The organism is Pseudomonas sp. GCM10022186 (genome assembly GCF_042656385.1).
Classification (GTDB): Bacteria; Pseudomonadota; Gammaproteobacteria; order Pseudomonadales; family Pseudomonadaceae; genus Metapseudomonas.
Genome location: NZ_JBHSOU010000044.1, coordinates 201,923 through 220,645, shown reverse-complemented (window position 1 = coordinate 220,645; position 18,723 = coordinate 201,923). Strand labels below are relative to the sequence as shown.

Sequence of the window (18,723 nt, the reverse complement as noted above, 5' to 3'; positions counted from 1 at the left end):
CAATGGCCACTTCCCCACTATAAGCGCGAGATCAGCGATGGCAGTCGTCTCTCTACCAGCGGTCAAGGCGGTACGAAAGCCCCGTGATCCGGGGCATCCGGAGTCGGCGCTGGCGGGAGGAAGTTCGAGCCTTCCTCCGCCGCCGATACCGGCTCAGGGCTTGTAGTGGTTCTGCGCCACGCACCACTTGCTGGCCGGATCTTTCGACTGGGTGCAGGAGTTACGGAAGATGACCTGGGCGTGCTTCTGGCAATTGCGGAACTGCGAAGAGCCTTTCTCGTTCTTGCTGCACACGGTGTCCAGGGCGATTGCGCCGTTACGCTCCTGCCAGTTCAGGTAGTAGTTGTCACTGTCCTGCTTGGACTTGGCCGGCGTGGCGGCGAAGGTCACGCTTGCCATGAGTACCAGCGCGCTCCCCAGTGCGAATCGGATGGTCATATCAGCTCCAAATGGTCGCTTGCGCGTAATTGCACCTTCTCGGAGGCGCTTTTTCTGATGCGGCGTTCAAACAGCTGCCGAAAGAACTGCTGCGCATAGTGCTGAGCGCCCATGCGAGCCGCAAGGGCCCTGGGTTCATTTGCGCCGACCGTCTGTCGAAACCCATGGCTGAAAGCAGCCGGGGCTCAGCGGGCGCTGGGAATGGCCGCAAACCCGAGGCGCCTGCCCGGGCCTCCTGCAGGAGGCAGGGAGATTGATGGCGGAAGGCAGTGGGAGTCGAACCCACCCAGGAACGGCTGCCGTCCCCCACCGGGTTTGAAGCCCGGCCACGCCACCGGGCGTGCTTGCCTTCCATGACTCGTGATCAGGATAGGGATTCGCGCGCCTGGGCCAGCGCGGAGTCTTCCCTGATTTTGTGTTGGTCACCGATGCGGCGGGTGAAGCCGATGCGGTCGAAGTATTCCAGCAGCTGGATGCTGCGTTTACGGCCGATACCGGTGCGGTCACGCCAGGCGGCGGCCCTGATGGTGCCGTGCTCATCTTGCAGTTGCCGGGCCAGGGCAGCCAGTTGGCGGATGGTCGCATCCGGGTAGAAGAGGTCTTTCACCACCTGGTGCAGCAGGCCGAGGCGGGCAAGTTTTCTTTCCAGCAGGCGCATGGCGCCCTCGTCCACCATCAGTTCGCCGGCCAGTTCGCGTACCCAGGGCGGGTCGAAGTGACCGGTTTCCAGGAGCGGCCAGAGGCGTTCGCGCAGGGCTTCGTCGGTTTCGCTCAGTTGCACACGATGATCGGGCAGGTGCAGCCAGGGGCCGCTGGACTGGATGGTCGCGCTGGCCAGGGTCTGTTCCAGCAGGGCGATGAACACCGGCCTTTCCAGCTCCGGCAGGGCGTAGCGGCGCAGACGGTCGCGGTCGGGGCCGAGTTCGTCGGGAAGTTCGGCGTGGAAGCGAGCGAGGCCGTCCAGCAGCTGCTGTTCCATGGCCTGCCAGCACTCCCGGGCGAACAGGCGCGGGCCGATTCGGGTGGCGATGTCCACGACCCCGGCGGGCAATGTCCAGCCCGCGCGCGGATGGTTGAACTGGCGCTCCAGCAGTTTCGGGTCAAGGCCATTGTCGGCGGAACCGAGCAGGCCTGGCAGGGCGGCTTCGAGGCCATTGCCACGCAGGGCTTCGAGCTGGTTCAGACGCTCCGGCGTGCGGCGGTTGCGCGCGGGGGCGAAGGGGTCGAGCACTCTGCCTCCACCAAGGGTGCGCTGGGCGGACTGGTCGCGCAGGACCAGGCGGTCGCCGTGCACCGCGTGGGCGGGGGCATTCAGCAGCAGCTGGGCGAATCCGCGCTTGCCGGGGGCCAGGCTGTTGCCTTGCAGCAGGGCCACGCGGCCGGTGACATCCTGGGCGCCGAGGTGAACGTGCACCGGGGTCCAGTGGGCAAGGTCGTGGGCCTCGCCGGGCAGCAGGCGCAGGTCGATATCCAGGCGCATGGTGGGCGCCAGCAGGGCCGGGGCCAGCAGCCAGTCGCCCCGGTGCAGGTGCTCCAGGGCCAAGCGCTCGCCACTGATGTTCAGGGCCACCCGTTGCCCCGCCTGCGCCTCGTCGGCCTGCTGATTGCCGGCATGCAGGCCACGCACGCGCACCCGGCGGCCCGAGGGGCTGAGGACCAGTTCGTCGCCGACCTTCACCCGCCCGGCGAACGTGGTGCCGGTGACCACCACGCCCGCGCCGGACACGCTGAAGGCCCGGTCGATGGGCAGGCGGAAGTGCCCCTCGATGTTGCGTCGATCCACCTGGACAGACTCCGCCAGCAGGGCCTGGCGCAAGGCATCGATGCCCTTGCCGCTCAAGCTATCCACGGGAAAGAGTTCGGCGCCGGCCAATGGACCGGACGCCAGCAATGCGCTGACTTCGGCGCGGGCCTGTTGGAGGCGTTTCGCGTCCACCCGGTCGAGTTTGCTCAGGGCCACCAGGGCGCGGCGAATGCCCAGCAGTTCGGCGATGGCAAGGTGTTCGCGGGTCTGCGGCATCACGCCGTCGTCGGCGGCCACCACCAGCAACAGCAGGTCGATCCCGCAGGCGCCGGCCAGCATGTTGTGGACGAAGCGTTCATGGCCGGGCACATCGATGAAAGCGATGGGCCGGCCATTGCCCAGGTCGGCATGCAGGTAGCCGAGGTCGATGGTGATGCCCCGTTCGCGCTCGGCCGGACGGCGGTCGCCCTCCAGGCCGGTGAGGGCCTTCAGGAGGGCGGTCTTGCCATGGTCGATATGGCCTGCGGTACCGACTATCACTCGATCTCTCCCGAGAGCTGCGGCAGCTGGGCGAGGAAGGCCGGCTCGTCGTCGAGCTGGCGCAGGTCGAGCCAGAGGGCGTCGTCGTCGAGGCGGCCGATCACCGGGATGGGCAGGGTGCGCAGGTTTTCTTCCAGTTGGCGCAGGGTGCGACCTCGCAGGCGCTTGGGCTGTTGCGGGCGCAGGCACAGCGCAGCGCTGGGCAGGCGCGCCACGGGCTGGGCGCCGCTGCCGATCATGCCCAGGGCCGGCACCGTGCTCACCTGCCAGAGCGGGCCCAATTGCGCGGCCAGCAGCGGGGCCAGACGCTCGGCCTGGGCGCGGATGTCGGACTGGGCACGACTGAGCAGGCGCAGGGTGGTGAGGCGCTCGGCGAGGCGCTCGGGGTCGCGGTAGAGGCCGAGCACGGCTTCGAGGGCGGCGAGGGTCAGCTTGTCCACGCGCAGGGCGCGCTTGAGGGGGTTCTTCTTGATCCGCCCGACCAGCTCCCTGCTGCCGACGATCAGCCCGGCCTGGGGGCCGCCCAGCAGTTTGTCGCCGCTGAAGGTGACGATATCGGCGCCGTCACGCAGGGCCTCCTGCACGGTGGGTTCCCTGGGCAGGCCCCAGCGGGTGAGGTCCACCAGGGTGCCGCTGCCGAGGTCTTCCAGCAGCGGCAAGCCCCGGGCATGGGCGATGGCCGCCAGCTCCGCCGTGGGCACGCTGGCGGTGAAGCCCTGCACGCTGTAGTTGCTGGTGTGCACGCGCATCAGCAGTCCCGTGCGCGGACCGATGGCGGCTTGGTAATCCCTCGCGTGGGTGCGGTTGGTGGTACCCACTTCCACCAGCTTCACGCCGGCGCGGGCCATGATGTCCGGGATGCGGAAGGCGCCGCCGATCTCGATCAGCTCGCCCCGGGAGATGACCCCTTCCTTGCGCGCGCCCAGGCTGTTCAGCGCCAGCAGCACGGCGGCGGCGTTGTTGTTGACCACGGTGACCGCTTCGGCGCCGGTGAGCTCGCGGACCAACCCGGTGATGAGGTCGTCGCGGTCGCCGCGCTTGCCGCTGGCAAGGTCGAATTCCAGGTTGAGCGGGTAGCGCGCGGCGAGGGTGATGGCGTCGATGGCCTCGATCGGCAGCAAGGCTCGGCCGAGGTTGGTATGCAGCACGGTGCCGGTGAGGTTGAACACGCGGCGCACACGGCTGGAGTGGGCGGCGGCGAGGCGTTCGCCAGCACGGCCGGCGAGTACGGCCTCGGTCAGTTCGGCGGCCGCCAGCTGGCCCTGGCGCGCGGGTTCGCGCAATTCATCGAGTAGGTCGCGCAGGGTCTTGAGCAGGGCCTCGCGACCGAAGCGCTGTTGCAGGGGGGCGCAGGCCGGGCTGCGCAGCAAGCGGTCGACTGAGGGTAAACGAGCGGCCGACATGGGCATTCCTTAGCGCAGAGCGTTCGAGTCCTTGGTTAAGTCTAGGTGCTTATTCCCCGCCAGGAGCCAGCAGCAGGTTGGGCGCGCGACGCAGGTAACCCTCTTCACTGAGACGCAGGTCCAGTTCGAGGCTGGCGAGGTCATCGGCCTGGGCTTCGGCCTCGGCGTCGAACTCCAGGTAGCACTGCTTGAGGTAGCCCTGGCAGTTGGGACAGGTCTCGGCGCGGATCGGAGCCTGCTCGCTCTTCATCCCCTGCCGATCCAGGGACAGGTAGGCCAGGTGCTTGCTCTCCTGGCAGTGGCTGCACTTCAGGCGCACGTAGTGCCATTCGCAGGAGCACAGGGAGCAGGCGAGATAGCGCAGGCCATTGTGCTTGCCGCGATGGCGGACCATGCCGGCCACCGGCGGCGAACCGCAGGCCGGGCAGAGCACCTTGGCATCGTTCTCCGCCACTGCACCGTCCGGAAGCGCCAGCAGCCAGTGGCTGAAGGCGACTTGCAGCCCGGCGCCGATGAAAGGCACCAGGGCCGGGGGCAGCAGGTCGAACTGTCCACTGAGCAGGGCCACACCCCAGGTCTTGCGCTGGCCGGTGTCGGCGGCTTTCAGCGCCTGCACGGCTGCAGCGACGGCAGGATTGGCAGACGTGTCGAAATGCGCGAGCAGCGCATCGAGGGCGGCGAGCCAACCATCGGCGCGCACCAGGGCTTCGAAGGCGATCGGCGGCATGCCGTGCTCGCGGCTGCGGGCCAGGGCTTCGGCGGCCGGGCCGGGCAGTTGCGGAGGGTTGTCGAGCACCTGTTGCTGAGCGTCACAGAGGTCGGCGACCAGCTGCAGGTAGCCAGCCAGCGGATGGCCTTCGGCAAGCCGGCGCAGGCGCAAGGCACGCACCGTGAAAAGGTCGCGACCAGGCAGGTTGAGGAAGGGCGGGATGTTGGCGGCGGCTTCGATCTCGCCGGGTTCGAGTATGCGGCCTGGCACGCAGGGCTCCTTGCGTTGAAGGATGTGTTAACGGGTGTAGGGGCGAATTCATTCGCCAAGGGGAGCGTAGCTGCCCCCGATGGGGTCAGGCAGTCCTACGGACTGCTTGGCGAATGAATTCGCCCCTACAGGTAAAGGTCCGCCCCTTTCTTCCAGTGGGTCATTGGGCTTAGCGCTTGCCCTCCCCTTTGCTCACTTCCTTGTACCAGGCGCCATGGTGCTTGCGCGCCCAGGCCTTGCTGACCCAGCCGTGAAGCATGGCGCTGCCGGAGCCCCTGACCCAGATGCCGGCGTAGATGTGGACGATGATGCTGAGAATCAGCACCCAGGCGGCGAAGGCGTGCAGCAGGGAGGCGAGGCGGATGAGTTCGATGCCGAACAGGTGGCTGAAGTACTGCCGCCAGATCACCACGCCGGTGGCCAGCAGCACCAGCATGCACAGCAGCAGGACCCAGAACAGCAGCTTTTGCCCGGCGTTGTAGCGGCCCACTTCCGGCAGCTTGTCCTCGCGGTTGTTCACCACGTCCTTCCACTGCTTCAGCCATTGGCTGTCGGTCTTCTCCCAGCGGTTGTGCTGGGCGAAGCGCATGGCCAGCCAGATGAAGAAGAGGAACATGGCGACGCCGAGGAAGGGATGCAGGATGCGCGTCCAGGGGCCGCCGCCGAAGAAGCTGCTCAGCCAGAACAGGGCCGGGTGGAACAGCGCCAGGCCGGAAAGCCCCGCCAGGATGAAGAGGATGGCCACCGCCCAGTGGTTGCTGCGCTCGGAAGGGGTGTAGCGTTCGATGTCTTTGTTCATGTCCAGCTCCTGGTCGGGGCGAGGTTCCCTCTCCCCGGCCCTCTCCCTCAAGGGAGAGGGGGTGGTCTTGTACCGCAATCAGCTCGGCGACTTCGGGTCGAATTTCGGCACCTTCGAATCGCCCTTGGGCGGTTCATCCTCTTCCACCTTGTTCGGGCCGACCCGCACGTAGTGGAAGAAGCCGAACAGCGCCACCACGCCCATGGCCAGAAGGCCCAGCGGCTTGGTCACGCCCTTCCACAGGCTGACCATGGGGCTGATGGCCGGATCGTCCGGCAGGCCGGCGTAGAGCGAGGGCTTGTCGGCGTGGTGCAGCACGTACATGACGTGGGTCCCGCCAACGCCCGGTGGGTCGTAGAGACCGGCATGCTCGAAACCACGGGACTTGAGGTCGACGATCCGCTCGGCGGCGTGCTCCTTCATGTCTTCCTTGGTGCCGAAGACAATGGCGCCGGTGGGGCAGGTCTTCACGCAGGCCGGCTCGAGTCCCACCGAAACCCGGTCCGAGCAGAGGGTGCACTTGTAGGCCTTGTGGTCCTTCTGCGAGATGCGCGGGATATTGAAGGGGCAACCGGTGATGCAGTAGCCGCAGCCGATGCACTTGTCCTGGTTGAAGTCGACGATGCCGTTGGCATATTTCACGATGGCGCCGGGGCTCGGGCAGGCCGCCAGGCAGCCCGGATCGTCGCAGTGCATGCAGCCGTCCTTGCGGATCAGCCATTCCAGCTTGCCCGGCTCCGGTTCGTACTCGGTGAAGCGCATGAGGGTCCAGGAGTCGGCCGTGAGGTCCGCCGGGTTGTCGTAGGTGCCGCGGTTCTGGCCGACCTCGTCACGCAGGTCGTTCCACTCCGAGCAGGCCACCTGGCAGGCCTTGCAGCCGATGCACTTGGACACGTCGATGAGCTTCGCCACCTCATCCATCTCGCGCACCGAGGGGAAGGGTGTCGTCGTGGCCGAGCGGGCGATGATGTCTTGTGATGCCATGGCTCAGCTCCTCATGCCTTTTCCACCTTGACCAGGAACGACTTGAACTCCGGTGTCTGCGTGTTGCCATCGCCGACGAAGGGGGTAAGCGTGTTGGTCAGGTAGCCGTTGCGGGCCACGCCGGAGAAGCCCCAGTGCAGCGGGATGCCGATCTGGTGCACGGTCTTGCCGTCCACGGTCAGCGGTCGCAGGCGCTTGGTCACCAGCGCCACGGCCTTGATGAAGCCGCGGTTGGAGGTGACCTTGACCCGTTCGCCGGCAGCGATGCCCAGTTCCTTGGCCAGGACCTCGCTGATCTCGACGAACTGCTCGGGCTGGGTGATCGCCGCCAGCCGGCAGTGCTTGGTCCAGAAGTGGAAGTGCTCGGTCAACCGGTAGGTGGTGGCCGCGATGGGGAAGTCCTCCGCCTTGCCGAACGCTTCCAGGTCGCCCTTGAACACCCGTGCCGCAGGGTTGCTGGTGACCTTCGGGCTCTCCGGATGCAGCGGGTTGCGCCCGATGGGGGTCTCGAAGGGCTCGTAGTGCTCGGGGAAGGGGCCTTCGGCCATCTTGTCGAGGGCGAAGAAACGCGCCACGCCCTCGGGGTTCATGATGAAGGGGCTGAGGCCCGCTTCGGGTGCCGAGTCGACCTTGTAGTCGGGCACGTCGGTGCCGGCCCAGGCCTTTCCATTCCACCACAGCAGGCGTTTCTTCTCCGGGTCCCAGGGCTTGCCCGAGGGGTCGGCCGAGGCGCGGTTGTAGAGGATGCGCCGGTTCGCCGGCCAGGCCCATGCCCAGCCAAGGGTCTGGCCCATGCCATAGGGATCGGAGTTGTCGCGACGGGCCATCTGGTTGCCGGCGGCGGTCCAGGAGCCGGCGAAGATCCAGCAGCCGCTGGCGGTACTGCCGTCGTCACGCAGCACGCCGAAGCCGGGAATCTGCTCGCCGGCCTTGACCAGTACCGCACCGGTGGCCGGGTCGGTGAGGTCCGCCAGGGCCTTGCCGTTGAACTCGCGGGCCAGCTCGTCGGGGCCAGGTTCATGGGGACGCAGGTAGCTCCAGTCCAGGCCCAGGATCGGGTCCGGGAAGGCACCGCCCTCCTTCGCGTAGAGATTGCGCAGGCGATGGAACAGGCCACCCATGATGGCGATGTCGGTACGCGCCTGGCCTGGCGGTTCGGCGCCCTTCCAGTGCCACTGCAGCACCCGCCCGCTGTTGACCAGGGAGCCGTCCTCCTCGGCGAAGCAGGTGGTGGGCAGGCGGAACACCGTGGTCTGGATGCTGGCGGTATCGACGTCGTTGTACTCGCCGGCGTTGCGCCAGAACTCCGAGGTGTCGGTGGCCAGCGGGTCCATGATCACCAGGAACTTCAGCTTGGCCAGGCTTGCGCTGACCTTGGCCTTGTTGGGGAAGGAGCCGATGGGGTTGAAGCCCTGGCAGAAGTAACCGTTGACCTTGCCCTCGTACATCATGTCGAAGACCTTGAGCACGTCATAGCCGGAGTTATCCAGCTTCGGCAGCCAGTCGTAGCACCAGTTGTTCTCCGCGGTGGCGGACTTGCCGAACCAGGACTTCATCAGGCTGACGTGGAACTTGCCGTAGTTCTGCCAGTAGGACATCTGCCCCGGCCGCACCGGTTTGCTCGCCCGCTTGTCGATGTAGGCGGCGTAATCCTGCTCGGCGTCCGCCGGCAGGGTCAGGTAGCCCGGCAGCAGGTTGGAGAGCAGCCCCAGGTCGGTCAGGCCCTGGATGTTGGAGTGGCCACGCAGGGCGTTCATACCACCACCGGGCATGCCGATGTTGCCCAGCAGCAGTTGCACCATCGCGCCGGTGCGGATCATCTGCGAGCCCACCGAGTGCTGGGTCCAGCCCAGGGCATACATGATGGTCATGACCTTGTCGGGAGCGGAGGTCCCGGCGGCCAGGCTCCAGACCTGCTCGAGCAGTTCCTTGGGCGTGCCGCAGATGCTGCTGACCAGATCCGTCGTGTAGCGGCTGTAGTGCTGCTTCATCAGCTGGAACACGCAGCGCGGGTCCTGCATGGTCGGGTCGGACAGCACGTAGCCGTCCTCGCCCTTGGCATAGCTCCAGGTGGACTTGTCGGGGTAGGCGCGCTTGGCTTCGTCGTAGCCGCTGAACAGGCCGTCCTTGAAGCTGTAGCCTTCATTCACGATGAAGGGCGCGTCGGTGTAGTTGCGCACGTACTCATGCTGGATCTTGTCGTGGCTGATCAGGTAGTTGATCAGCCCGCCGAGGAAGGCGATGTCGGTGCCGGTACGGATCGGCGCGTAGTAGTCCGCCACTGCGGCCGAACGGGTGAAGCGCGGATCGACCACGATCAGCCGGGCCTTGTTGTGGGCCTTGGCTTCGGTGACCCACTTGAAGCCGCAGGGGTGCGCTTCGGCAGCGTTGCCGCCCATGATCAGCACCAGGTCGGCATTCTTGATGTCGACCCAGTGGTTGGTCATGGCGCCACGGCCAAACGTCGGGGCAAGACCTGCCACCGTCGGGCCATGTCAGACACGTGCCTGGTTATCGAACCCCAGCATGCCAAGGGAGCGCACCACCTTGTGGGTGATGTAGCCGGCCTCGTTGGACGATGCCGACGCCGCGAGGAAGCCGGTGCTGAGCCAGCGGTTGACCGTCTGGCCCTGGGCGTTCTTCGCGATGAAGTTGGCATCGCGGTCGGCCTTCATCAGCTTGGCGATGCGGTCGAGGGCGTCATCCCACTCGATGCGTTTCCACTCGTTGGAACCGGGCTCGCGCACCTCGGGGTACTTGAGGCGGTTGGGGCTATGGACGAAGTCCAGCAGGCCCGCGCCTTTCGGGCAGAGGGTCCCGCGGTTGACCGGGTGGTCGGCGTCGCCCTCGATGTGAATGATGTTCTGCGCGACGTTCTTCGCCGCATCGCCCTGGCTGTACATGATCAGGCCGCAGCCGACCGAGCAGTAGGGACAGGTATTGCGCGTCTCGTTGGTGCGCGCCAGCTTGAAGTGCCGGACCTGGTCGGCGAAGGCTTCCGGGGGTGCCACCCCCAGAGCCGCCAGGCTTGACCCTCCAAGGCCCACGGCACAGACCTTGAAGAATTGTCGACGGTTCATGTCCATCGTGCTTTCCCACCTCATCAGGCAGACCCGACCCGGTACATTGCCGGGCACATATCCCTTAAAAGGTTAGCCAGCTTCGGGGGTAATGCCAGAAGGGGCCGGCAAAGGCAGTTCCCTGTGGGATTTTTCCTGCTGGGGCGACTTCAACTGCAGGTTTGCCCGCCGGCCTGCAGGCGGGCAACCGTTCAGCCCGCGTCGAATGAATTGGGCTACAGGTGTCTGAGCCATATCACACAACGAAATTCCCCCAATCCTCGAGGACGCTTCGTCAGGTGATCCAGCGGCAACGACAATGTCGTCGCGCTCTGAAGCAGGATCTGCCCATGGCGAAGGACGTCCGCAACAGCATCGGCTAGTGGCTCTGCTCAACCAGCGTTGGCGCGGCAGCCGCCCCGATCGCTGGGAGGGTGCCCTGCTCCGCTGGACTCAGCAGCGGCAGGGCAATGCGGAAGCAAGCGCCTTGCGCGCCATTTTCGGCGGCGAGGCGCCCCCCCATCTGCTGCACGATGGCATAGCTGACCGACAGCCCCAGCCCCGTGCCCTTGCCTACCGGCTTGGTGGTGAAGAAGGGCTCGAAGATCTTCTCCAGAAGGCGCGGATCTATGCCGCCGCCGTTGTCCTCTACCCGTAATTCCACCCCTGCTCCGCCGGTTTCGAGACAGAGGTTGATAATCGGCATGAAGTCCGGCTCGGCTTCCTTCTTGCCCAGCAGGGCGTCACGGGCATTTACCATCAGGTTGATCAGGACCTGCTCCAGCTGGTCGGCGAAACCGCGCACGGCGAAGGCCTGCCCTCCCAGGGCCAGGCGCACGTCGATGCCCTTGCCACGCAGGCCGTCGGCCAGCAGCGAGAGCGCGCCCTCCACCGCCTGGCGTGGATCGAACACCTGCTGCTCCACCTCCGAACGCCGGCCGAACACGCGCATGTGGTCGACGATGCGAGCGGCCCGCTGCACCTGCGCCTCGATGCGCAGCAGCTTGTCGCGCAGATAGTCCACCTGCACCTCGTCGCCGGCCAGGCGTTTGAGTACGTTGGCCACGGCCATGCGCATCACGTTCAGTGGCTGGTTCATTTCATGGGCCAGGCCTGTGGCCATCTCGCCCAGGGTGGCCATCTTGGCGCCCTGGTACAGCTGCTGCTGGGCCTTGCGCACCTCGGTGTTGTCGCGCCCCACCGCCTGCACTTCCAGCAGCCGACCGTGCTCGTCGAACACGCCACGGTCAGCCCAGATCCACCAGGCGTGCTCACGGCCCGGTAACTGCAGGCAGATTTCCGCGGTGCTCACCGGCTGCTCCGGAGTCAGGCCGATCAAACGCTCATGGAAGGCCTGACGCTGCTCGTCGGAAAGCCAGGCGCCGAGGTTGGCACCTTCCAGCGCCTGGGGCGGGCATTCCAGGTAATCCGCCAACGGCCGGTTGGCGAAGCGCAGCACCAGGTCCGGGGTGTAGCGGCAGATCATCGCCGGCGAATCTTCCACCAGGATGCGGTAGCGCTCTTCGCTTTCGCGTACCCGTTCGGCGGCGCGGGTGGCTTCGCTGACGTCCAGCCAGAGCCCCACCGCCTCCTGGGGCTGGCCCAGTTCATTGCGCAGCAGGCGCACCTCATCCAGCAGCCAGTGGTATTGCCCCCCACTGTCGCGCAGGCGGTAGCGACAGCTGGCCTGGCCCTCGCGCAGCAGCGTGCGGGTGCGGCCGAAGAACAGGTCGTGATCCTCGGGATGGACCCGTTCGGCCAGGCCACCCTGCTGCAACTCCGCCAGAGACCAGCCGAGCATCGGCCCCAGGCTCTCGCTGCAGAATTCCGGCAACAGGGCGCCATCCTCGTAGCGCAGCACGTAGATCACCGCCGGGGCACTGGCGATGAGGTTGCGCAGGCGGGCGTGGGCCGCCGCCGCGCTGGCCTCCTGCGCCTTGATGTCGCTGATGTCGAGCAGGAAGCCGAGCACCCGGGGCTGCGCCGCAGTGCCCTGCACCTGGGTCTGCACGCGATACCAGGGCGATTCCCCGAGCGTGCCGGGAATGCACAGGCGCAGGCACTGGGTGAAGCCCTGGCCGTTCAGCTCGGCGGCGCGCAGGCGCGCGCGGAACTCATCGCGATCGGCCGGGTGCACTGCCGCCAGCCAGTCCTCCAGCGGCAGCCGGCCCTGCTCGCCGACCCGCCAGGCCTGCGCCAGCCCGGGGGCCAGCAGGACCTCCCGCGATACCGGCAGGTATTCCCACCAGCCCGCGCCCAACAGCCCCTGCAAGGCGTCCAGGCGGCCGCCCTCGTGACGCTGGCTCTGCTCCCGCAGGCGAGCCAGCAGGGCACCGGCGAGCTGGGCACAGATCTGCAGCCACTCCGCATCGCCCGGGCCGGCACGGTGGTCAGGCTCGTAAGGCGCGCAGCACAGCCAGGCGGCCACGCCGCCGGCCTCCAGGTAAGGCACCAGGAAGGCCGGGCCGTCACCCAGCAGGGCGAACAGCCGCGGGTGCTGCGACAGTTGCGACCAGCTCCAGCGCTGCGGTACTCGTCCTTGCAGCGCCGCCAGTTCCTGGCCGAGGCGCTGGCCCTCCTGCCAGAGACCGGGGCCCCCCTGGTCACGGCGATGGGCATACACCTGCCAACCCTGCCCGCCGGGCATGCACAGCGCCAGGGCCATGCAGGGTACCCGCCAGTGCAGGGCCAGCCCCTCCAACTGCTCCCGGACCACCTGGGGCAGCATGGCCGGGCTGGCGAAGCGCAGCCGTTCGGCCATCTGCCCGGCGTTCAGCAGGGCCTGTCGGCGCTGATCGGCAAGCTCCTCCCGGCGGACCAGGTCGCCGATATCCAGCGCCTGCAGCAACCAGCCATCATCGGTGGCGGACAGCCAGCCGCGGGTGTGCAGCAGGTGGCCGTCCTTGCCGATGAAATCCAGGTCCAGGCAGTCCCCGGGCCACTGTCCCGGCGGCCCCTGCAACAGGGCCGCGCAGTTGGCACTGAGGAAACCGGAAAGGGGCTGCGCCTGGCCATTGGCCGAACGCCCCAGGCGCATGCCGAGGGCACCGGCCACCCCCAGCACCCGGCCCTGCGGGTCCAGGGCCAGCAACAGGCTGGACGGAGTATTGCGGGCGGCCTGGAGCAAGGCCTGGCTCGACGGCCCCGGCGTTTCGGCGACGCTGCCAATGCCCAGCCTCACGGTCACTGGACCTGGAGGCTGGACTGGGCCGCCAGCTCGTCGGGCAATTGCGGCACCCGGCCGATGCCGGGCAGCGTCAGGAAGGGCACCACCGGCTTGGTCTTGTACGGGTAGGCGATGCGCACGGTGAGCACGCCACCGGCCAGGGTGACGGCGGGTGCCGGCAGGTTGGCGCGCACACCTGCCGGCAACCAGGCGAGCTTCTGGTCGATGGCGGCATCTGCCTCGATGGTGGCCAGCGCCAGGAAGTTCGGCGCCTCCGGGTTGACCGCCACGGCGCGACGCACCGCCTCGGCCGAGGCCTCGTTGAAGGACTGCAGCATCAGCAACGGCAGGCAGTAACTGACCCCGCCGTAGAAGATGGCGAAGAAAAGCATGAAGACCAGGGAGAACTCGATGGCAGCGGCACCTTTCTGCTGCCTGGCAAAACGCGGCGAAGCCCCTTTTCCCATGGAAACCTTCCTGACTGGTGGCCGCACTGCGGCAGAAATGCTCAGTTGCTTTCTGAATACTCGGCTACACAGATAGCAGCATAGAAGGCACTTTTCGGAGGCACCGGATATTTCATGTCAGCCTTGCCCCTGCTCGCCTGGACCGCCCTCTGCGCCCTGCAGGACCTGCAGCAGCGGCGCATTGCCAACTGGCTCAGCCTGGGGGGCGCCGCGGCCGCCCTGCTCTACCTGGTGCTGCGCGGCGAAACCCTGCTCGGCGCCTCCACGGCCGCTGGCCTGGGCGCTGCCGGCCTGGCCCTGCTGCTGACCCTGCCCGGCTACTGGCTGGGCAAGCTGGGCGCCGGCGACGTGAAGCTGCTACTGGGCATCGCCCTCGGCAGTCACCCGCCCTTCGTGCTCCATTGCCTGGCCGGCGCCGGCCTTGCCTACCTGGCCTGGGCCATCCTGGCGCGACCGCTCTGGCCGGTCCTCCCCGCACGCCTCAAGGCTGCCCTGCACCAGCTGGCGCCCGAGCGGGTACGCCGCTATCCCTTCGCTCCCTTCCTCTTCGTCGGTTCCTTGGCGGCACTTTTTTTGACTAACCGACTGGCAGTGATATGAAAGTGCTATATCTTTCGTTAGCAGTGCACGCCTGTACCAATTCCGTGATGCCGGGGCGGGCACCGACCGCCTGGAATCAAACGTATTGGAAGGCCGGATATGGACTCACAAGCTTGCACCCTGCTTATCGTCGACGACGACGAAGCCATTGTCGTCGAACTCCAGGAATTCCTGGAAAGTTGCGGCTACCACTGCGTCGGCTGTACCTCCGGCCTGGAGGCCATCCGGCGTTTCCAGGAGGACGCCGGCATCGGCGTCGTGCTCTGCGACCTGCACATGCCGGAACTGGACGGCATCTCCCTGGTCCAGCGACTGGAACAGCTGAGCGCCTTCACCCGTGCCTTCGAGGCCATCATCTTCACCGGCCAGGCCGAACCGCAGGACGTGATCGAGGCCATGCGCGTCGGGGTCGCCGACTACTACCAGAAGCCCATCGACCCGGAGCAGGTGCTGCGTGCGGTCCGGCGCCTGGAAGAGCGCCTGTACCAGCGCCGCCAGGACAACCTGGAACTGGCCCAGCTCAATAGCAAGCTGCGTACCCTGGCCGAATCCATCGACGAGCTCTACAAGGACATCAACAAGCGCCGCCGCATTCCCCTCGACCACTCCCCGGCCGTGGCGGCCAGTTCGGAGATTGCCGTGCAACCGCCCTTCGACCGGCTCTCGCCGCGGCAGCTGGATGTCGCCCGGCTGGTGGGCAAGGGCATGACCAACTACCAGACCGCCTGCGAACTGGGCCTGACCGAAAACACCGTGAAGCTCTACGTGTCGCAGATCCTGCGCCTGACCCACATGCACAACCGCACCCAGCTGGCCCTGGCCATGGCCCCGCCCAGCCGGCTATCCCATGAGGTGGCGCACTGAGCATCGTGGCAGGCCAGCCCTGTGGCCCGTCCCTGCGGGACTCGCCGCTCAGAGCATCAGCCTGGGCGACGATGCATCCAGGTCCATCAGGCGTACATCGGCATAGCCCAGATCGATGCCGAGCAATTTGAGGACCGGCTCCAGCACCTCCTGCCCCAGCAGGGAGATCAACGGAATCAGGGCCGGCTTCAGGGCGCCCAGCGTGGGGCCGAGAAGCGAACACAAGGCGCAGTTGTTCAACAGGCTGACGTTCAAGCTGTTGCCCAGCGTTGACAGCCCCTGGTCAAGCGACCCCGCCGACGGTGAGGAGACCCGTCGTTGCTGGGGGAGCGGCTGACCTGGCGTCACGGAAAAATCCACTGCGGTCTGCTGGCCGGGCGCGATGCTTGCGGCCCCCGAGATGGAGACCAGGTTGCTGGATGAAATCGGAGGCAGGATCTTGACTCCGATGGGCTGCGGGGTCGGACTCGCGGCCTCGATATCGTCGTACCGCCCAAGCCCCAGGCTGGCGATTCCCGGTTGGGCGAGAATGGACACCTGGCGATCGCCGGGCAGGATGCTGCCACAGTCGATGCCTTGCAGCGCTGCCCAGCCTTGCGCCACTTCCAGATGCAGGGCGAGGTCCACCTCAGCCAGCAAGACAGTGACCTTGCCCCCGACCTCCAGCCGCACCTGTGCGGTGCTCACCTGGGTCCGCCAGTCGCCGTTGGCGTCGCGGCCCGGGAGGCCGATGGCGATCTGCGGCGGCTCGATCACATGGAGCTTGAGGCCGAGGTCGCTGAGGCCGCCCAGGCTCAGCCCCAGATCCACATCCACCGCATGGGACTTGTTGGCGAGAAAGGCCAGCGCGGTCACCAGGTCGAGGGCGCTGAGGTCGGTGCTCAGGGCCTGCTGGCCGCCGCCGGCGGGTGTCTCCACCTGGAGGATGTCGGCCAGTTCGACCTGGGTCGCGCCGACCGCGACATCGGCCAGGCTGTCGAGGCCGTTGCGCACCCCCACCGCCAGGGTCTCGCGGGCATTGGCGGCGCCGGCCGTGGCGTCCAGCAGCTGGTCGACCGTCAGCCGGGCATCCAGCAATGCCTGCACATTGCCGGCGGACAGGTCCAGCTGTGCGGCGGGCGGCAGGTTCTGGTTGAGTTGCAGCAGATTGAGCCGGGCATTGGCCAACCCCTGGTAGGAGGCGGCATCCAGGTCGAGGCTGGTGCCCAGCAGGCCGCCGAGCACGGCGTTGAGTACCGCCGATTGCTGGGTGTCGATGGAGGCCAGGCCGCTGCCCAGGGAAAAACCGGCCAGGGCAGGACGCTGGGCCACGGCCACTGCCTGGAGGGTCAGGCGCTGCCCCCAGAGCCCGCCCAGCACCAGGCTGGCGGGCACCTGCCGGGTGGCCTGCACCCGCACCGCCTCGGGGCGGCTGGCGGAGGCCTGGAACAGCCGGCGCTCCCCTGCCCCGTCCAGTTCCACATAACCCAGATCGACGCTGTTACCGGCGGCGCCCAAGTCGCCACCATAGCCGTGTCGAACGGCGCTCGCCTGGGCCAGGGCACGGACCTCGGCCGGCACCTGGGTCCCGCACAGGCCGGAACTGGCGGCGCTCTCCATGGCCGCCATGTCGGCGACCCGCTGCAGCTTGCGCTTCTCGAAGTAGAGGCGCCCGGCATCCACCGTCAGCGCCAGCATCATCAGGGAGAACAGCAGCACCAGGGTGGCCATCAGGCCTATGGCGCCACGTTGGCGGCGAAGGTCGCGCATGGGGCGTCACTCGCTGGCGGAATCACCGCTTTCGGGGATCATGGCATTGCCGTAATAGCGCTCGGGAATGCGGTACTTGAAGCTGTCCAGCCAACGCTGGCCGGCCAGTTCGCGTTCGAGCGGAGTGGCCGTCTGCACCTGGCGCGAGGCCTGGCCGCCCTCGCGCTGGGTGGCCAGCCACTGTTCGCTGAGCCGCTGGCGTTCGTGGCGGGCATGGCGGGCGTCTTCCGCCGCCGGCAGGCTGCAGCAGCACCCCAGCATCAGGATGGCGATCCAGGTTTTCATTGCCCCACCTCCTCGCCCGTCCCGGGCCCGGCCTTGCGCACGCCCGCCAGCAACGGGCCGTCGACCTCGGGCTGGCGCGTCGCCAGCGGCGCCCCCGGCCCCTGGCGCTTCATCTCCCGTGCGCGGCCCTCGGCCTGGCGCACCGCATCGGCCGGCAAGCGCAACCGCGAAACCAGGTCGGCGGCTTGCTGGTAGCGCTCCTCATAGAAGAGCAGCGATAACAGGTTGAGCGCGGGCAGGGCATCGCCCTGTCCCAGTTCCAGGGCGGTGAGGAATTCGAAGCGTGCATCCTCGGTGCGGCCTTCGCGCAGGAACACCAGGCCGAGGTCGTTGCGCACCTTGGCATCGGTGGGGGCCAGGCGCAGGGCTTCGCGCAGCTGCGCCAGGGCTTCGGGCTGGTCGCCCCGGGCCGCGGCCAGCTGGCCCAGTCCGTGGTGGCCCTCGGCGGTCAGACAGGTGCCCAGCAGGCTGCGATAAAGCGGCCCGGCCTCGGTGCGATCCAGGCTGCGGTAGATGCGCGCCTGGCGCAGGCGTACCTCCGGCAGGTTCGCCGGCAACGCCTGGAGGTGCGCCAGCGCGGCATGCAAACGCCCCTCGGCGACCATGTCGTTGGCCAGGTTCAGCGCCAGCTCCTGGTCCTGGCTCGGCTGGCCGCAGCCCCCCTGCACCAGCCAACCCACCTGGACCGGGGCGCTGGCACAGCCCCCCAGCAGTCCCAACGCGAAGAGCATCAGCAACCTTTTCATTCCATTCCCCCCATCGCCCGGCTGATCGCCATCATTCCCGGCCCGCCCAGCACCAGCAGCAGGGCGGGGAACAGCAGCGTCATCATCACCACCGCCATCTTCGCGGAGAGCTTGGAGATGTACTCCTGCATCCGCGTCAGGCGGCGGTCGTCCAGCAGCCGCTTGAGCGCCAGCAGCGACGCCATGGCCCCGCCACCCTGGCGCAGCAGCTGCTCCAGGATGGTGAAGCTGTCAGTCAGTTCGTCCACCGCAAGCAGACGCGCCAGCTTGCCCAGTTCCCCACCGAGCTCCAGCCCCGAATCCACCCGTTGCAACAGCACGCGCAACTCGGCGGTGAGTACCGGCATCAGGTTGCGGCCATCCTGGCTGAGCACCCGCAGGGCCTGCTCCACGGTGAGGCCGGCTTCGAACAGGATGCGCACCATGGGAATGAACACCGAGAGTTCCTGCTGCAGGGCGTGCTGGCGGCGCAGGGCGACCATGGCCAGCACCCGCTTGGGCAGCAGCAGGCCGCCACAGATGGCGAAGAAGGGCGCCAGCCAGGGATGCGCCGGCGGCTTGGCCAGCAGTGACTCGCCGAGCAGGACCAGGCCCAGCAGCAGGATGGGCGCGCCCAACTGGCAGGCGAGGAACAGGGTGCGACGGCTGGCACGGCGCCAGCCGATGCGGTTGAGCAGCACTTGGGTCTCACCATCCAGGTCCAGGTAGCGGCGCGCCAGGCGGCTGCTGCCGAGAATCCTCGCCAGCCCCAGCCAGCGCTCATCGGCCATCTGCCCGGCGGGGTCCTGGCCCAGCAGCCGCTGGTTGACCCGCAGCCGGCGCTTGCGCTCGCCCAGCAGCCTGGCCACCAGCAACAGGGCGGCCAGGCCGAGCAGGACAGCGAACAGGATCAGCGCCATC

The 18,723-nt window shown here is 67.5% G+C and carries 15 protein-coding genes and 1 tRNA gene; 2 read left to right on the top strand and 14 right to left on the bottom strand.

All coding sequences use genetic code 11. The features are described from left to right. Positions 1-153: 153 nt before the first annotated feature. The 10 genes from ACFPU0_RS15685 to ACFPU0_RS15640 form a co-directional block, all read right to left on the bottom strand. Positions 154-438, bottom strand: a complete 285-nt coding sequence (locus ACFPU0_RS15685; protein ID WP_377694052.1) for a hypothetical protein — start codon at positions 436-438, stop codon at positions 154-156. Positions 439-695: 257 nt separating this feature from the next. Beyond that, a tRNA-Sec gene (locus ACFPU0_RS15680) sits at positions 696-791 on the bottom strand. Between the two features lie 11 nt (positions 792-802). Beyond that, the gene (selB, locus tag ACFPU0_RS15675) at positions 803-2,722 is read right to left on the bottom strand and encodes a selenocysteine-specific translation elongation factor (protein ID WP_377694050.1); all 1,920 of its coding nucleotides are present in this window, start codon (positions 2,720-2,722) and stop codon (positions 803-805) included. Further along, positions 2,719-4,125: an L-seryl-tRNA(Sec) selenium transferase gene (gene selA / locus ACFPU0_RS15670; RefSeq protein WP_377694048.1), complete on the bottom strand. Its 1,407-nt coding sequence runs from the start codon at positions 4,123-4,125 to the stop codon at positions 2,719-2,721. Before selA ends, selB begins: the two co-directional genes overlap by 4 nt. A gap of 49 nt (positions 4,126-4,174) precedes the next feature. After that, positions 4,175-5,104, bottom strand: coding sequence for a formate dehydrogenase accessory protein FdhE (fdhE, locus tag ACFPU0_RS15665; RefSeq protein ID WP_377694046.1), 930 nt, complete (start codon positions 5,102-5,104; stop codon positions 4,175-4,177). A 169-nt stretch (positions 5,105-5,273) separates the two neighbouring features. Then, positions 5,274-5,903 (bottom strand): formate dehydrogenase subunit gamma, encoded by a 630-nt coding sequence (locus ACFPU0_RS15660; RefSeq protein ID WP_377694045.1) that lies wholly within the window; start codon positions 5,901-5,903, stop codon positions 5,274-5,276. Positions 5,904-5,981: 78 nt separating this feature from the next. Beyond that, positions 5,982-6,887, bottom strand: coding sequence for a formate dehydrogenase subunit beta (gene fdxH, locus ACFPU0_RS15655; protein WP_377694044.1), 906 nt, complete (start codon positions 6,885-6,887; stop codon positions 5,982-5,984). Between the two features lie 11 nt (positions 6,888-6,898). Continuing rightward, a complete protein-coding gene (fdnG, locus tag ACFPU0_RS15650; protein WP_377694042.1) occupies positions 6,899-9,973 on the bottom strand; it encodes a formate dehydrogenase-N subunit alpha in 3,075 nt (1,024 codons plus the stop codon). A gap of 352 nt (positions 9,974-10,325) precedes the next feature. Continuing rightward, positions 10,326-13,127, bottom strand: coding sequence for a PAS domain-containing sensor histidine kinase (locus tag ACFPU0_RS15645; RefSeq protein ID WP_377694040.1), 2,802 nt, complete (start codon positions 13,125-13,127; stop codon positions 10,326-10,328). Between the two features lie 2 nt (positions 13,128-13,129). Further along, positions 13,130-13,579 (bottom strand): TadE/TadG family type IV pilus assembly protein, encoded by a 450-nt coding sequence (locus ACFPU0_RS15640; protein ID WP_377694039.1) that lies wholly within the window; start codon positions 13,577-13,579, stop codon positions 13,130-13,132. 114 nt (positions 13,580-13,693) lie between these two features. Here ACFPU0_RS15640 and ACFPU0_RS15635 point away from each other — a divergent pair, with 114 nt between their 5' ends. Both ACFPU0_RS15635 and ACFPU0_RS15630 read left to right on the top strand, forming a co-directional pair. After that, a complete protein-coding gene (locus ACFPU0_RS15635) occupies positions 13,694-14,179 on the top strand; it encodes a prepilin peptidase (RefSeq protein WP_377694037.1) in 486 nt (161 codons plus the stop codon). 99 nt (positions 14,180-14,278) lie between these two features. Continuing rightward, positions 14,279-15,043, top strand: a complete 765-nt coding sequence (locus ACFPU0_RS15630) for a response regulator transcription factor (protein WP_377694036.1) — start codon at positions 14,279-14,281, stop codon at positions 15,041-15,043. A gap of 48 nt (positions 15,044-15,091) precedes the next feature. Here ACFPU0_RS15630 and ACFPU0_RS15625 read toward each other — a convergent pair whose 3' ends face one another. Genes ACFPU0_RS15625 through ACFPU0_RS15610 form a run of 4 tightly spaced genes read right to left on the bottom strand, consistent with a single transcriptional unit; the run spans position 15,092 to position 18,722 of the window. Continuing rightward, positions 15,092-16,792, bottom strand: a complete 1,701-nt coding sequence (locus ACFPU0_RS15625; protein ID WP_377694034.1) for a TadG family pilus assembly protein — start codon at positions 16,790-16,792, stop codon at positions 15,092-15,094. Positions 16,793-16,798: 6 nt separating this feature from the next. After that, positions 16,799-17,077, bottom strand: coding sequence for a DUF3613 domain-containing protein (locus tag ACFPU0_RS15620; protein ID WP_377694033.1), 279 nt, complete (start codon positions 17,075-17,077; stop codon positions 16,799-16,801). After that, on the bottom strand, positions 17,074-17,823 hold the full coding sequence (locus tag ACFPU0_RS15615; RefSeq protein ID WP_377694031.1) for a tetratricopeptide repeat protein: 750 nt from the start codon (positions 17,821-17,823) through the stop codon (positions 17,074-17,076). The genes ACFPU0_RS15620 and ACFPU0_RS15615 overlap by 4 nt, the downstream gene beginning before the upstream one ends. Beyond that, a complete protein-coding gene (locus ACFPU0_RS15610) occupies positions 17,820-18,722 on the bottom strand; it encodes a type II secretion system F family protein (RefSeq protein WP_377694030.1) in 903 nt (300 codons plus the stop codon). Before ACFPU0_RS15610 ends, ACFPU0_RS15615 begins: the two co-directional genes overlap by 4 nt. Between the last annotated feature and the right edge of the window lies 1 nt (position 18,723).